At 61.9% G+C, this 15,030-nt stretch carries 15 protein-coding genes; 9 read left to right on the forward strand and 6 right to left on the reverse strand.

The annotated features are described in order from the left end of the window. Positions 1 to 151: 151 nt before the first annotated feature. Both GSQ90_RS15695 and GSQ90_RS15700 read left to right on the forward strand, forming a co-directional pair. Positions 152 to 781 carry a hypothetical protein gene (locus tag GSQ90_RS15695; RefSeq protein ID WP_158815795.1) on the forward strand — a complete coding sequence of 210 codons (630 nt, stop codon included), beginning with the start codon at positions 152 to 154 and terminating at the stop codon, positions 779 to 781. 405 nt (positions 782 to 1,186) lie between these two features. Then, positions 1,187 to 2,182, forward strand: coding sequence for an aldo/keto reductase (locus GSQ90_RS15700; RefSeq protein ID WP_158815904.1), 996 nt, complete (start codon positions 1,187 to 1,189; stop codon positions 2,180 to 2,182). Between the two features lie 94 nt (positions 2,183 to 2,276). Here GSQ90_RS15700 and GSQ90_RS15705 read toward each other — a convergent pair whose 3' ends face one another. From GSQ90_RS15705 to GSQ90_RS15725, 5 genes are all read right to left on the reverse strand, one after another. Then, complete coding sequence (locus tag GSQ90_RS15705; RefSeq protein ID WP_158815796.1) at positions 2,277 to 3,197, reverse strand: neutral zinc metallopeptidase; 921 nt, start codon at positions 3,195 to 3,197, stop codon at positions 2,277 to 2,279. Positions 3,198 to 3,289: 92 nt separating this feature from the next. After that, the gene (locus GSQ90_RS15710; RefSeq protein WP_158815797.1) at positions 3,290 to 3,637 is read right to left on the reverse strand and encodes a helix-turn-helix transcriptional regulator; all 348 of its coding nucleotides are present in this window, start codon (positions 3,635 to 3,637) and stop codon (positions 3,290 to 3,292) included. Further along, positions 3,624 to 4,070 (reverse strand): SRPBCC family protein, encoded by a 447-nt coding sequence (locus GSQ90_RS15715; RefSeq protein ID WP_158815798.1) that lies wholly within the window; start codon positions 4,068 to 4,070, stop codon positions 3,624 to 3,626. Before GSQ90_RS15715 ends, GSQ90_RS15710 begins: the two co-directional genes overlap by 14 nt. A gap of 89 nt (positions 4,071 to 4,159) precedes the next feature. Next, complete coding sequence (locus GSQ90_RS15720; RefSeq protein WP_158815799.1) at positions 4,160 to 4,549, reverse strand: VOC family protein; 390 nt, start codon at positions 4,547 to 4,549, stop codon at positions 4,160 to 4,162. Further along, a complete protein-coding gene (locus GSQ90_RS15725) occupies positions 4,549 to 5,775 on the reverse strand; it encodes an MFS transporter (RefSeq protein ID WP_158815800.1) in 1,227 nt (408 codons plus the stop codon). The genes GSQ90_RS15720 and GSQ90_RS15725 overlap by 1 nt, the downstream gene beginning before the upstream one ends. A gap of 195 nt (positions 5,776 to 5,970) precedes the next feature. On the opposite strand from GSQ90_RS15725, the gene GSQ90_RS15730 reads away from it, so the two are divergent. From GSQ90_RS15730 to GSQ90_RS15760, 7 genes are all read left to right on the forward strand, one after another. After that, positions 5,971 to 7,122, forward strand: coding sequence for a hypothetical protein (locus GSQ90_RS15730; protein WP_158815801.1), 1,152 nt, complete (start codon positions 5,971 to 5,973; stop codon positions 7,120 to 7,122). 332 nt (positions 7,123 to 7,454) lie between these two features. Further along, complete coding sequence (locus GSQ90_RS15735) at positions 7,455 to 8,024, forward strand: TadE/TadG family type IV pilus assembly protein (protein ID WP_158815802.1); 570 nt, start codon at positions 7,455 to 7,457, stop codon at positions 8,022 to 8,024. Positions 8,025 to 8,027: 3 nt separating this feature from the next. Next, on the forward strand, positions 8,028 to 8,717 hold the full coding sequence (locus GSQ90_RS15740) for a TadE/TadG family type IV pilus assembly protein (RefSeq protein WP_256366608.1): 690 nt from the start codon (positions 8,028 to 8,030) through the stop codon (positions 8,715 to 8,717). 11 nt (positions 8,718 to 8,728) lie between these two features. Next, positions 8,729 to 10,399, forward strand: a complete 1,671-nt coding sequence (locus tag GSQ90_RS32765) for a pilus assembly protein TadG-related protein (protein ID WP_158815804.1) — start codon at positions 8,729 to 8,731, stop codon at positions 10,397 to 10,399. Positions 10,400 to 10,667: 268 nt separating this feature from the next. Continuing rightward, positions 10,668 to 10,910, forward strand: coding sequence for a hypothetical protein (locus GSQ90_RS15750; protein WP_158815805.1), 243 nt, complete (start codon positions 10,668 to 10,670; stop codon positions 10,908 to 10,910). Between the two features lie 362 nt (positions 10,911 to 11,272). Next, the gene (locus GSQ90_RS15755; protein WP_158815806.1) at positions 11,273 to 11,527 is read left to right on the forward strand and encodes a hypothetical protein; all 255 of its coding nucleotides are present in this window, start codon (positions 11,273 to 11,275) and stop codon (positions 11,525 to 11,527) included. 346 nt (positions 11,528 to 11,873) lie between these two features. Then, positions 11,874 to 13,394 (forward strand): hypothetical protein, encoded by a 1,521-nt coding sequence (locus GSQ90_RS15760; RefSeq protein WP_158815807.1) that lies wholly within the window; start codon positions 11,874 to 11,876, stop codon positions 13,392 to 13,394. A gap of 8 nt (positions 13,395 to 13,402) precedes the next feature. Here the strand turns inward: GSQ90_RS15760 and ahcY are convergent, their stop codons facing one another. After that, positions 13,403 to 14,809: an adenosylhomocysteinase gene (gene ahcY / locus GSQ90_RS15765; protein WP_158815808.1), complete on the reverse strand. Its 1,407-nt coding sequence runs from the start codon at positions 14,807 to 14,809 to the stop codon at positions 13,403 to 13,405. Positions 14,810 to 15,030: the final 221 nt, after the last annotated feature.

Raw genomic sequence — 15,030 nt, forward strand, 5'->3', positions numbered from 1 at the left:
CGGTGGCGCTGACGCGCCGCCCGGTCATAGCCGCAATAGTGCCGGAATCTCGAGCTCTTGTTCGATTGGTATACTCTCTCGGCGAATAAATCAGCTCGGGCGATGGGGACCGTATCCCTGGCGCAGCCAACCAGGACGAGGAGGATCTGACATGGCCGGCAGTCACGACGATCTTTTCTCCGCGCTCTTTCTCGAAGCCGGCGACATGCCCTTCCCGATGACGCTCTACGGCGATCTCAGGCTTGGATTCAGCGAACCGGGCGATCAAGCCTATCGCGAGCACGGCGGGCTGAAGGTCGGCATGACGAAATGGGATGGCGGCGAAGGCAGCCCATTTCAGATGCTCTTCGACATTCGCTGGCTGTTTCCTGACGCGCGATCGGCGACCGCCTATCATCTCGAAACGCTGCAAGCCAAATGCGAAGGCAAACCGGAAAACCAGACCGCCGCGCGAATCGGCGGCGACTGCCGCGTCTATAGCTACCCCTCGGGTCAGGCGCTCGGCGCGGCGCGGGGCATTTTCGCGGGCGCGCTCGGCGAAGGCCATCAGATGACGCGCGGGATCAGTCAAGCGATCGCGGCAATGCCCGACGATGCCTTCATCTATCTCTTCACCAGAGGCCCGGTCGCGGTCAAATATGTCGCGGTGCTCATCTCCGCCAAAACGGACAAATCCACCGTTCAGGCCGCGGCGGAACGAATCGTTCAAAAAATCGACGCCGCCTTTCCGGGCGCCGAGGGCAGACAGGCGACATGGTGGCGAAAGCTGTTCTCCCGCTGATAAGCACAACCGCGATTGCCGACGCCGGGAGACCCATCGCTGGCGCGCCATCATCCCGGCCCGAAGTTCTGGAAGCGCCGAGCGCCTTGATCTCGGCCTTGGCGGGCTCCCATTCGTCGAGGCCATGCGGGCAATCGCTCACGGCGATTTTGAAAAAGCGCATGCCCACCCCGGGACCGTCGCCAAGACCAGGATTCATAGGACAATTCTGGCGACATGACGATCACGCCGCCAAGCGACGGAGATGACGCAAGGCCCACAGCGGGTGTAAAAGGTGGGATGGCGATCTGATGTCCGGGGACCGGCCGCCATAAGCGCGGCCGCAATAGCCTCTCGGCGCCGTTCAAATCGGCGCCAAGACAGGGCGACGGAGACTCTATGCAGCGGGAGGCTGGAATCATGACGATGCCGCAACGCAAACTGGGCGCGAACGGACCGACGGTCGGCGCGCTGGGTCTCGGCTGCATGGGCATGTCGGACGCCTATGGACCCGCCGACCGCAATGAGAGCCTGCTGACGATCGACGCCGCGCTCGACGCGGGCGTCAACCTGGTCGACACCGGCGATTTCTATGGCTCCGGCCATAACGAGATGCTGATCGCCGAAGCCCTGCAGGGCCGGCGGCGCGGGGATGTTATCCTTAGCGTCAAATTCGGCGCCATGCGCGATCCGGCCGGCGGGTGGGTCAGCTATGACGCGCGTCCCGCCGCGGTGAAGAATTTTCTCGCCTATAGTCTGAAGCGCTTGCGAACCGACTATATCGACATCTATCGCCCCGCCCGGCTCGATCCGGCCGTGCCGATCGAAGAGACGATCGGAGCGATGGCCGACATGGTCAAGGCGGGTTACATCAAGCATATCGGCCTGTCGGAAGTCGGCGCCGCCACGATCCGTCGCGCCGCCGCGGTTCACCCGATCGCCGATCTGCAGATCGAATATTCCCTGGTCGTGCGCGGAATCGAAGACGAGATTTTGCCGACGTGCCGCGAACTGGGCATTGGCGTCACCGCCTATGGCGTGCTCGCGCGCGGCCTGATATCGGGCCACTGGTCGAAGGAGCGCGAAAAGACCGCCGATTTCCGCCGTTTCTCGACGCGCTTTTCCGGCGACAACCTTGATCACAATCTGGCGCTGGTCGAGGCCTTGCGCGAGGTCGCAACGGCGCGCGGCGCAAGCGTCGCCCAGATCGCGATCGCCTGGGTGCTGGCGCAGGGGCCCGACATCGCGCCGATCATCGGCGCCAGACGGCGCGCGCAATGGGCGGAATCGGCGGGCGCTCTCGCGCTGACCCTGACGCCAGCCGATCTCCATGCGATCGAACAAGCCGCTCCCAAGGGCGCCGCCAAAGGCGAGCGCTATCCCGCCGCGGCCATGGCGCATCTCGACAGCGAGAGGCGCTAACCCTTGTAGCGCGGTCGATGACCGCGTTCACCGCCGATGCGCGATCGCGGCGGGGGACGACGCGGTCAGCAACGCGTCTGCAGGCCGCTGACCTCTATTGCGCAAACGTATTGCAAGAATCCACCTGCCCGCTCTTCAGGCCCGTCGTCAGCCATTGCTGGCGCAACGCCGAACTGCCGTGGGTGAAGCTGTCGGGCACGGCATAGCCTTTGGCGGCGGTCTGCAGGCGGTCGTCGCCGATCGCCGAGGCGGTCGCCATCGCCTTTTCGACATCGCCAGGATCGAGGATGTGCCATTTCTGATCCGCATTGGCCGCCCAGACGCCGGCCAGGCAATCGGCCATCAGTTCGATGCGCACCGATACGGCGTTGGCCTGCGTGCGGCTCATATTCTGTTTGGCCGCGTCGGCCTTGTCGAGAATGCCAAGCAGATCCTGAACGTGATGGCCGATCTCGTGGGCGATCACATAGGCATAGGCGAAATCGCCGCCGCCGCCGTATTTGTCACGCATGTCGTTGAAGAACGCCATGTCGAGATAGACCTTCTTGTCATTGGGGCAGTAGAACGGCCCCATCGCCGATTGCGCTGTGCCGCAGCCGGACCGCGTCGAGCCGCTATAGAGAACCAGTTTGGGCGCGGTGTAGGCGACGCCCTTTTGCGCAGGCAAAACCTGCGACCAGACGTCTTCCGTCTGACCCAGAATGACAGCGACGAAATGGCGCATCAGATCGTTCTGCGCGCTCTGCTGCGGCTGCATGGCGGTCGGCGTCGGAGCGGGCGCCGGCGCGGAATAAGAGCTGGTGTTGCCGGCGCCATTGCCGACCAGGATCTGGGCGCCGCCGATCAGGATGCGCGGATCGATGCCGGTGAAATAGCCGATCAAGGCGAGGATGAGGATCACGCCGATGCCAAGCCCGCCAGTGCCGCCGCCGATCGGGATGCCGAGGCCGCCGCCGCCAGAGGAACCGCGTTGATCCTCGACATTGGTCGATTCCCGGGAGTTTTCCCACTCCATAGCCGCCTCCTGACCGCCCGCGCGTCTCCCTTTGCTCTAAAGCGTTTTCGTGTTTGGTTCAATCGCGGCCGCGCGGCGCAATCGGCCGCGCCTCAGGACTCTTCGTCCTCGACGAAGAATTTCAGCCGCGCCAAGACATCGTCCCATTGGCTCGAAACGCGTTCGAGATAGGACTGGGCCTCTTTGAAAGGCTCCGGCGTGAATGCGAACCGACTCTCGCGTCCGGCGCGCATGCCGCGCACGAGTCCGGCGCGTTCCAGCACGCGAAGATGCTTGGCGATCGCCTGCCGCGTCAGCGCCGAACCCTCCGCAAGCCGCGAAATCGACTGCGGCAGCCCGTTGGACAGTTTTCCAACAAGCAATAGCCGCGTTTCATCGCCGAGAGCCGCAAAGACCGACGCGCGCGCCTCAAGTTCGGCGCGGATTCTAGGCCGCGACATGGCGCGCGATATTCGTCATCTGCTCGCCCCAGCCGCGCTCGTTCATGCGGAACGCTTCGATCCGGCGATCCCTAGGGATCGCGTCGAACCCGGATTCGGTGAGGACAAGAACGACGCCGCCCGCCATCGGCTCCAGCCTGAATTCGACGAGGGTCGTCGGCTCGCTCGAATAATCGACTTTGGGATCGACGGCATAGGGGTGCCAGGTGAATGAAAAGAGCCGTTCGGGCTCCATTTTCTGTACCGTCGCTTCCCATTTGAGATGCTCATAGCCGGGATAGGCGACGTAGCCCCGCGAGATCTGCCCCGGCACGAACGGCGCCTCCAGCTTCACCCGAAACCATTCGCCAAACTCGCGATGGTCGGTCAACGCGCGCCAGACGCGCATCGCTGGCGCCTTGAGTTCGATGCGCTTCTCGATGCTATTGCCCATACGCAACCTCCTGGTTGTGTATTGATATACCCAACCCCGCGCAGATAGGCAGCCATTTTGTTGCGTATTGTCGAATGAGCAGCCGGCGTTTACGCGCCTTGGTCGTCGTACCGGCTCACCTCGATCAGGTTCTCGTCGGGATCGCGGAAATAGACCGAAATCATGGGCCCCAGCGCACCGTTGCGCGCCACCGGCCCCAGTTCGATGGCGACGCCACAAGCCTCCAGATGCGCGACCGCTTCGTCGATCGGCCGCTGCGTGATCAGGCAGAAATCCCCCGAACCCGGCGTCGGACTCGCCGCCTTCGGCTCGAAGGTCCGGTCGCTCTCATGCACATTGATCTTCTGGCGGCCAAACTTGAGCGAAGCGGGCGCTCCGGGCCGCAGCTCGCGCTTGAATCCCAGCACGCGTTCGTAGAAGCTCAGCATGGCTTCGAGTGAACGCACCGTCAGAACGATATGGTCGAACCGGTCGATCATCACGCCTTGACGGCTTCTGGCGCGGCGTCCTCGCCCATCTTCACGTCATGCGCCTCGACGCCGAAGCCGACCAACAGAGCGATCACGATTGCGACCGTGCCGGCGACGCCGGCCAGCGCCCAGGAGTAATTGTGCGGCTCCGTTCGCTCGCCAATGCCCGATTGCAGCGTCGCATTGTAGGAAGCCAGCAGATTGCCGAGCTGATAGACGACGCCGGGAAAAGTCGCGCGGATGCTCGGCGGCGACAATTCATTGAGATGCGCGGGGATGACGCCCCACGCGCCCTGCACGCAGATCTGCATCAGGAAGGCGCCGATGCCGAGCGTCAGCGCCGTCGCGCCGAACGCCCAGAGCGGCAGCACCAGCAATGACAGCAGCGCCGCCAGTACGATCGTGACGCGTCGGCCGATGCGCTGCGACAGCGCGCCAAACGCGATGCCGCCGATCACGGCGCCCGCATTATAGATCAGCGCGATCGTGCTCACGGTGGAATGGTCGAAGCCGTGCTGCCCGGCGAGGAAGAGGTTGGGATAGATGTCCTGGGTGCCGTGGCTGAAGAAGTTGAACGCCGTCATCAGGATCACGGCGTAGATCGTCAGTCCGACATGCTGGCGCAGAACCGCGACGATGGAGGGGCGCGGCGCCGCCTGGCGCGCCGTCCAGTCCGGGCTTTCGGGCACGTGTCGGCGGATATAGAGCACGAGCAGCGCCGGCAGCACGCCGATCATGAACATGCCGCGCCATCCGACATAGGGATAGGCGACGAAGAACGTCAAAGTGGCGAGGAAATAGCCGGCGGGATAGCCCGATTGCAGCAGCCCCGAGACCCAGCCGCGCCATTTCGCCGGAATGGTCTCCATGGTCAGCGAACTGCCAATGCCCCATTCGCCGCCCATCGCGATGCCGAACAAAGCACGCAGCACGAGAAAGCTAATCAGATTAGGAGCAAGGCCCGAGAGCAATTCGAAAACCGAATAGCATAAGACGCTCGCCATCAGCAGCGGTCGCCGTCCGAAGCGATCGGCCAGCCGGCCGAAGATGAAGGCGCCGAGCGCCCGCATCGCCAGCGTCAGCGTGACCGCGACGGTGACCGTCGTGACGGTGACGCCAAATTCCTTGGCGATGTCGCTGAACACGAAAACCATGATGAAGAAATCGAAAGCGTCCAGCGTCCAGCCCAGGAAGCTGGCGAGCACCACTTTGCGCGCGCGATCGATATCGTCCATCGGGTTTCCTCCTGAACCGCCACGCCATGGGCCGGATTCGCGCAATCATAACGTCAATTTTCGCACCCGCCCAACCCAAATCGCGCCGATCCCCACAGCCCGCGTCGACCGGGTTCCGCCAGCGCGGACCGTAAGCGCATGCGTGGGCTGGACGCTGCCGGAGAGGCGGCGGGCCGAAATCTGGAGGATCAATCAATGTCAAAATCATGGATCGGCGCGGCGCTTGGCGCGCTGGCCGTAGGGGCGGCGCTTGTCGGCCCGACTTCGGCGCTGGCGCAGACAACCCGCGCGACCACCGAAATCCCCGCCGACAAGGCGAAGGTCACGGGCGCGATCATCATCGACTATAATTCCCGTTCCGAGCGCTCGACCAGCAATGTCGACACCTATGAAATCCAGGATCTGGCCGTCGCCGACCTGATGATCTTAAAAGGCGCCATTCAGCGCATTCCCGACCAGCGTATGACCTATTCGGTCCGCATGGACGTGATCAATCCGGCGAACCCGACGCAGATCGCGCGCGACGCAGCGATCCTGCGCGGCGATCTTCTGATCGACGCGGACGGGCGCTACAATCCCGAGGACGGGAGTCTCAGGCTCGACGTCGTTAAGGGAAACCAGTCGTCGAACAAATTCATCGGCGACATCCAGGGTCGCGAGGTCGCCCGCTGGTGGCAGATCGGCAAGAAACTCAAGGCGGCGACCAATGAGGCGACGAAAGCCTATTCGCGCCTCGTCAACGGCAAGGTGGTCTCGATCCAGGTTAAGAATCCCGACCCGCTGCGGTTCGAAGGTCTCGGTCTCGCCGCCGGCCCGTTCTCGTTCATCGCGGCGTCCAAAGTCTCGGGCGTGTTCGATTACGATTACGAACTGGGCAATTGGCTGACCGATCAGGCCGGATTGCAATTCACTTATAATGTCGGCGACAATGTGATCTCAGACCATGTCACCGGCTCGATCCGTTATGTCGAGGAAGGCGGCGAGTTCACCGATTCCAAGGCGAAGAAACACGCCTACACGTCCTATTACGACTATAATCTTCGCTTCAACGAACCGACGGTCAACAAGGACGCTTCATTCTTTGGCGGCGACGCGGCGCAGGCCGATACCGACGCTTTCTTCTCATCGGCCGATCAGACCAAGCCCGGCCTGTACGGCCGCGTCTATTACGCCGACACCGACACCGACTGCAAGAAAGCCAAGGACAGCAAGGGCGTGACCAAATGCGTCGGACCGACCCATTCGGAAGTCACCTACGACCTGCATGGCATCGGCCTCACCTATCAGCAATTGGCGAACTGGATGAAGGTCGAGCAGCTCGTCATCGGTCCGTTCACCGACGAGTGAGACGGAGGCGGGGCGTTTGATTGCGTGCGTTGGACAGCTTCCTGATCCGCCGCGCCGCGCTCTCCGGCGCGGCGTTTTGCGCCGCCGCAGCGACGCCGGCGGATCGTCGGCAAATCCCCAATCCGCCAAGGAAATCCCGATGATACAGCGCGTTAATCATTTCAATTGTCGGCTTTAAACGTTCCTTATCCGTTGTCGGCGAATAACAGAGCGTTGGCCGTCGAATTTCATTAAATTTAGCGACGCCTCACAGTAGGTTGTCGGTCATGACGCACGGAATCACGGCAACGAACGAAAGCGAGGGCGGAGCGCACTCCCGGCGGCGACGCACATTGAGCGCTCGCTTCATCGGAGAGCGCTCGGCGGTCGCGGCGATCGAATTTGCGATGGTCTCGCCTGTCCTTATTCTGCTCATTATCGAAATATTGCAGATCGGTTTCTACTTTTACACTTCCGCGACCTTGAACTACGCGACCAACGCCGCCGCGCGCCAGATCCGGGTCGGCGCCGTCGCGGCGTCTTCTGAAACCGCCGCCCAATTCAAAGCGAACTTCTGCTCCTACCTGTCGGGGCCGATGCCCTGCGCCAGTGTCATTCAGAATTTGTACACCGTGCCCGAGGGGGTCAGTCCCGCCGGCTTTTACGCGTTTCTAAATACTACTCAGACGGGGCTCGCTCCGCCGCAGACCAATACCGCGATCCCAGCCGCCTTTTGTCCGGGACAGCCAGGCTCCGTCATCTATGTCCAGAACTATTACGCCATGCCGATCTTCAGTCCGATTTGGTTTGCGGTCGCCTCGCAGAACTTTAACGGCAGCGTCGTCCATTTCGTGCTCGCCACAGCCGCCTTCAAAAATGAACCATACCAGGGCGCTCAAGGCGACACCGCGGCGGGGTGCTAGACGATGTTGACCCTTGTTCGCGCGAGGCTCGCCGAATTTTGTCGCGACCACTCGGGGATCGCGGCGACAGAAATGGCTTTCATCGCCCCGATCATGATCCTGCTCGCGCTGATGGGCGTCGACGTCACCCGATATGCGCTCGCCACCGAGCAGATCGAACAGGTCGCCAACACGATCGGGCAAATGATCGTCACGACGGGGCCAACGACGCCGGGCGGCAGCAGCGCCACTGTGAGCGATACCGACCTGCAATTTTATCATGATTCGGCGATGGTGATATTTCCCGATGTGTTGAGCGACGCGGCCAATCAGGGGGTCCCGTGGAGCAACGATATCGCCATTTCGATGGCGTTCATTCAGTTCACGCAAGTCGCGCCGAGCTGCACCGTGGCGGGTCCCGCCTGTTATCACGCGGCGCCGATCTGGACCGCCGGCAACAAATGGCGCTCATGCAACACCAAGCCGATCGGCGCGCTACCGAGCGACGCATCGGTCCCCAGCCCCACGGCATTGCCGCCTGACGTATATGGGCCGGGTTCGCTCATCGCGGTCGACGTCCAATACACCTATCATCCCTGGTTCGGCTCTTATTTTGGCATGGCGTTGCCGATCGCCAGATCGATGTATATCGCGCCGCGTTATGTCCAGACGCTCACCTATCAGGGTAGCGGCATAATCGCTCAAACGTGTTAGCGAGAGAAGCCATGATCACGGAAGGATTTTTTACCAGGCTCGTCAAATTTCTCGGCCGGCGCGCGGGCGCGGCGCGGCGCGACAGACGCGGCAATGTGGCGATAACCTTCGCGCTGATGGCGATTCCGCTGATCGTGATGATGGGCGTCGGCCTCGATTTTTATAGAAAATTGTCATACAAGGCGCGGCTTGACGCGGCGGCCGACGCGGCGGCGATTGCTGCGATCAACACGACACAGGCTTTTCTCACCGCCCCTGGCCAGACCCTGACCGGGTCTGCTCTGACCAATGCCGCCTACGCCGCCGGCCAGGCGCAGGGCGTCAATGTATTTAAAGCGAACGTGGGCGCAGTGGCGACGGATCTGACGCTGGCGTCTCCGCAAGTCACCGTCGCGCTTTCGCCCAGCGACTCGCTGGTCATCAATGCTACAGTCACCTATTCCGCGCAGGCGCCGACCGTCGTGGGAGGTCTCGTCGGGATCAGTACGCTCCAGATCGCCGGGCAGTCTCAATCCAGCTTGTCGCAAGGCGCGTACGAGAATTTCTATCTCATGCTCGACGTATCGGGTTCGATGGGGCTGCCGACTGCCTCGGCCGATCAGGACACGCTTAAGGCAAACAACCCCGATGATTATGTGAACAGCGGAATTAGCGAAGTCCAAGGCAACTATGTCGCCTATCCCAATAACACTTGTGCGTTTGCTTGCCATTTCAATGCTGCGTCGGGCGACGGCAATTATGCAATGCGGAGTTTCGCCTACGCTGAAAGCCATGGCCTCAAGCTTCGTGTGGATTCGCTCGCGTCCGCCGTCTTAAATCTTATAAACTACGCAAACACACCTGGCCTCGCGACGAAGCCAAATCAATATCAATTGGGAATCTATCCATTCATCAACCATGCGGTGCCGGCTGTGCCGCTGGCGGCGATGCCACAGTCGGGATCCGCGGCGGTGAACATGTTCACCCCCGTCACCACCACCAGCGCCTTCATCAACACCCTCGTTCCCACCGGCAGCACAATCCCTGCCAACACCACCACCCGCTCCACCACTCCCCTCACCATCACCACCACCACTACCTACACGACGACCACCTCGCCTTTCGCCAGCACTTATCTCGACAATGGCGCCGGTTCCGTCCCCGACATTAACGGCAAGATGCTGTCGATCGGCTCCGGCGGCACGCATTTCGAAAATCTGTGGGGCGACATGAAACTTCCGAATATCACAGGCGCGCCGGGCACGGCCGCATCGCCGCAAGGGTACATTTTTATCGTCACCGACGGCGCTGACAACGCTCAGACCTACCCGAACTTCACCGGGTCCCAGCCGCAATTGCCGAACGCCAACGGCGTTGTCGGCGCCGCCGCGGCTTCGGGGCCGTATGCTCAGCCGTCATTTTGCAGCCAGGCAAAAGCCTACGGCTATACTGTCGCGGTCCTGCTAATCCCCTATGTGCCGATCACCCCCGCATCAACGAGTTTTGGCAGCGAGTCCATCAACGTGGATGATATCGCCACACCGACGACGTTGACGCCGACCGGCGTGTCGCCGATCGAACAGACGATGACGAATTGCGCGAGCCCCGGCTTTTTCGCCAAAGCTGACAGCGATGCCGATATCTCGGCCGCGATCGTGCAACTGTTCCAACAATCGGTAGCCTCGGCGCGCCTCACGCAGTGACATCGCCTCGAGCGCGCGTTCCGCGTCAGTCGAATGCGTGGCGCCGTCGGCCCCGATGGGCAGCCGTCGCCCTTGTCACGCATGCGAACCGTCCGCGAGCGGCGCAGGCAAGCTTGAACCTGTTGATGCTCACGAAATGACTCAAAAGTGAAACGCCGCCGCCTTCCGTCATCGATTTGAGATGATAAGCTGCTATCGATTTCCGCCCCAAACGACCAGAGGCGGCAAAGGCAGCCAGCGACGAATAGGCGAATAGTGGAGGCGGCGAATGGAAGAAACCAAAAACCGACTCGCCTATGTCGGGCGGCGCGCCTATGAGCTGGCGCGAAGCGGCGACTACGCCGACTTTGCTTCAATCCAGCAGGCGATCATCGACGAGGGATACGATGAAACGGTCCCTTGGTTGGAAAGACCCGGCGTCATCGAGGCGCTTGACGAGATTTGTTTCGTGAGCCGCGAGGCTGCAACGCGCTCATACGACGGCGCCGCCTGGAGCGAGGCGCGTCCATAAGGAGATGCGAGCCGCCGGGAGCATGGAGTCTTCCCGGCGGCCCCTCGCCACTCGGGGCATGGGCGGCCCGAATGGCTAATTCATCTTACGGGATGCGCGGCCCGTAGTTTCACCGCAACGCGCCTCGATGCATCGTCCCTTTCGAGGCGACGATCCAGGCGATCACCGTTTCGGAAAAGCCGTCGACCCGCTTCCAGGGCCCGTTGCCGGCCCCATGCTGGGTGGACGCCACGTTCACCCTATAGCCCACGTCCTTGGGCGCCAGCGTCTGGTCATGGCTCTGCGCCGATGCGCACGAACGACCATCCCGTAATTTCCCATCGCCCGCGCCAAAACCAGCGTCGGCGACGAGGAGAACGGCAATGAAAAATCTGATCGCTGCCGCGGCCGTCGGGGCCGCGATTCTGGCTTCGTCCTCAGCGGCGCAGGCCTGGGAATTTTGTGCGCGTGAGCACGGTTTTTGCGCCGCGCCCTATGGCGCCGTGATCCATTACGGCCGCTACGGCGTATTCGCCAACCGCCGCAGCGCGCCGGGCGGACTGCCCTGCAACAATGACGTCTTCGGCGATCCGCTCGTCGGCGCCCACAAGCTGTGCTTCTTCTCGGCCTGGCGCTGAGGGGCGCGGCGCCTGCGACGAGGCAAGAGGTCGACCAAAGACCGATCGGGAGCGAACCTGTTTTCAGGAACGCTCGAAGAGCCTTCGCCGCCAGCCCCTTACGGCTTTCTTAAGCCTTTCGCGATTAGCTCGACGCCGCTTCCCTTGAATGCGGGCGACGCCGATAATTGACCGGAGCCACGGGCCTCTGCGCCGGGCGCATCCTTGCCGAAGCGAAAGACGCCCGCCCCATGTCATCGCCAACGCGGCGGCCTTCGCTATCGAGACGCGCACGATCGAAGCAAAATGTGGATGAATCAGCGATGCGGATTTAGGTCAACATGACTGATGGCGGAGCGGAATTGTCGTGACCTACGAATCTGCGCTTGAGGCGCCCGGGCGCGTAAATGTCAGCGGATTTCTCGCGTCCCGCACGTTCTGGCTGCTAGCGGCTGTCGTCCTATTAGCCGCCGCCGTGCAAATTCACTGGGGCGTCAATACCGACACGTCTTGGAACATCACACTAGCCGAGAAAGCGCTGGATGGCGCGCGGCCCTACGTTGATTTCATAGAGATCAACCCTCCTTTGTCGTTTCTTATCTATTTGCCGCCGATTCTCGTCGCCCGCCTGTCGGGGACAGCGCCTGAATTCGTGATCGACCTGTTTTGTTTCGTGGGCGCCGCGCTCAGTCTCTGGCTCTCGGGAATCGTTCTCGCGCGCGGCGGCGCCGTTACGCCGGCCGCCGGTTCGCGGCTCGCAGCCATTGCATTCGCCGTGCTGTTGCTGCTCCCCATGCGCGCGTTCAGCGAGCGCGAACATATCGCGCTGATGGCGAGCCTGCCATGCTTAGCCGCGTTGGCCGTTTGGGCGTCGCGCGAACGCGTTGAACCCATCCTCAGCCTCTTAGCTGGCCTGGGAGCTGGCCTTGCGATCGCGATCAAACCCCATTTCGCATTGTTTTTTTTGCCTAATCTCACCTATCTCGCGTGGCGCACAGGCTGGCGCTCGCTCGTCCCACGTATCGAACTATGGGCCGCGCTCGCGGCGGTCGCGCTTTATTGGACCGCGGTTGCGCTGTGGTGCCCCGCTTTCTTCGAGCGCGCCGTGCCCATCGCGCGGGATATTTACGTACCCTTCCACAAACCGCTCTCGACGCTGCCTCACGATCCCACGATCCATGCCTGGATCGCACTCGGCGCTTTGCTGGCGTTTGCTGCGCGCAAACGCTGGGCCGAGCCGCTCGTCGCCGTGCCGGCTCTGGCGTCCGCCGGCGCCATGGCGGCCTATCTGATTCAAAGCAAGCTCTGGGCCTATCAGGCTTATCCCGCATTGGCGCTGCTTGTGCTGGCGCTGCTTCGATTGATCCTGGAGAATCCGGCGACGCCTCATGGCGCGAGGATCGCGCCCGGTCGCTTGGCGGTCGCCGTCCTCTCGGCGCTGATGATATTTTTTGCCGGCGTCAGGCTTTCCTTGGGAGGTCACGATTCCGACCGGCTGGAACGCGCCGTCGCGCAGATCGCGCCGCATCCAAAGATTCTTACGATAGCTCCAGGTATCGGGGATGGTCACCCGCTCACGCGACGGGTTCAGGGCGTCTGGGTCGGATCGGTGATGAGTCTTTGGATCACCGAGATGAGCGACGCCGCTCTCCGGCGAAATCCAACCCCGGAGGACGCCCGCAAATTTGAGGCCTATCGGCGTCTCGACCGACAAACACTTGTCGCCGACATTGTCGACAAAAAGCCCGACGCCATCCTGATCGTCGGAGACGACTGGCTAGCTTGGGCGCACAACAACGCCGACGTCGCCGCGGCCCTCGCAGAATATCATCTGCGCGAGGCCGTGGACGACGTCATGATCTATGCGCGCAACGACGCCGAGCGCTGACCGAACGCTCAATACCGGTAATGATCCGCCTTGAACGGACCGCTGGCGGGAACGCCGAGATAGTTCGCCTGCTGTTCGGTCATCTTGGTCAGCTTGACGCCGATCTTGTCGAGGTGAAGCGCGGCGACCTTTTCGTCGAGGTGCTTGGGCAGCGTGTAGACCTTCTTTTCGTAATGGCCCTGCCGCGTCCAAAGCTCGATCTGCGCGAGCGTCTGGTTGGTGAAGGAGGCCGACATCACGAAAGAGGGATGGCCGGTCGCATTGCCCAGATTGACGAGACGGCCTTCCGACAACAGAAGGATTTTCTTGCCGTCGGGAAATTCGATTTCGTCGACCTGCGGTTTGATGTTGTTCCACTTGTAATTGCGCAGGGCTCCGACCTGAATCTCCGAATCGAAGTGGCCGATGTTGCAAACGATGGCGCGGTCGTGCATCGCGCGCATATGATCGAGCGTGATGACATCGATATTGCCGGTGGCGGTGACGAAAATATCGGCGCGTGGCGCCGCCTCGTCCATGGTGATGACCTCATAGCCTTCCATCGCCGCCTGCAAAGCACAGATCGGATCGACTTCGGAGACGACGACGCGGCAGCCGGCGTTGCGCAGCGAAGCGGCCGAACCCTTGCCGACATCGCCAAAGCCAGCGACCATCGCCACCTTGCCGGCCATCATCACATCGGTGCCGCGGCGGATGCCGTCGACGAGCGATTCGCGGCAGCCGTAGAGATTGTCGAACTTGGACTTGGTCACGCTGTCGTTGACGTTGATGGCCGGCCACAACAGCTTGCCTTCCTTGGCCATCACATAAAGACGATGAACGCCGGTGGTGGTCTCCTCGGTCACGCCCTTGATGGCGGCGGCGTTGGCGCCATACCAGCCCGGATGCGATTTGAGGCGGGCTTTGATCGAGGCGAACAGAACTTCCTCCTCCTCGTTGGAGGCCTTGTCGAGGAAAGCTGTATCGCCCTGTTCGGCGCGTTGGCCAAGATGAATGAGCGCGGTGGCGTCGCCGCCATCGTCAAGAATCATATTGGGTTGACCGCCGTCGGCCCATTCGAAGATGCGATGGGTGTAATCCCAATAGTCCTTGAGGCTCTCGCCCTTGATGGCGAAGACAGGCGTGCCGGCGGCCGCGATCGCGGCGGCGGCGTGGTCCTGCGTCGAATAGATGTTGCAGGAGGCCCAGCGCACGTCCGCGCCGAGCGCTTTGAGCGTCTCGATCAGAACGGCGGTCTGGATCGTCATATGCAGCGAGCCGGCGACTCGCGCGCCTTTTAGCGGTTGGGCCAGCGCATATTCGGCGCGTGTCGCCATCAATCCGGGCATTTCCGTCTCGGCTATGGCGATTTCCTTGCGCCCCCAGCCGGCCAGATTGAGGTCGGCGACAACAAAATCCTGCGTTTTCCCAGTCATTTTTCAAAACCCTGCGTTTACCTCCCCGTTCAATAGCAAGTCGCCTGCGATGAAGCAATAAAGATATAAGCAAATGTTTATATCGAAGACGCGAGCGCTGGCGACATCCGAGATAGCCATGCGGAGGCCGCGCGCCTGGCGCGCCAGAAGCCAAGAGAAAAGTTGTTGGCAAACATAGGCTTAGCTGGAATTAGGCAGCGCCCGCGGCGCGCCTGAAAGGC

The organism is Methylocapsa sp. S129 (assembly GCF_009765995.1).
Taxonomy (GTDB): domain Bacteria; phylum Pseudomonadota; class Alphaproteobacteria; order Rhizobiales; family Beijerinckiaceae; genus Roseiarcus.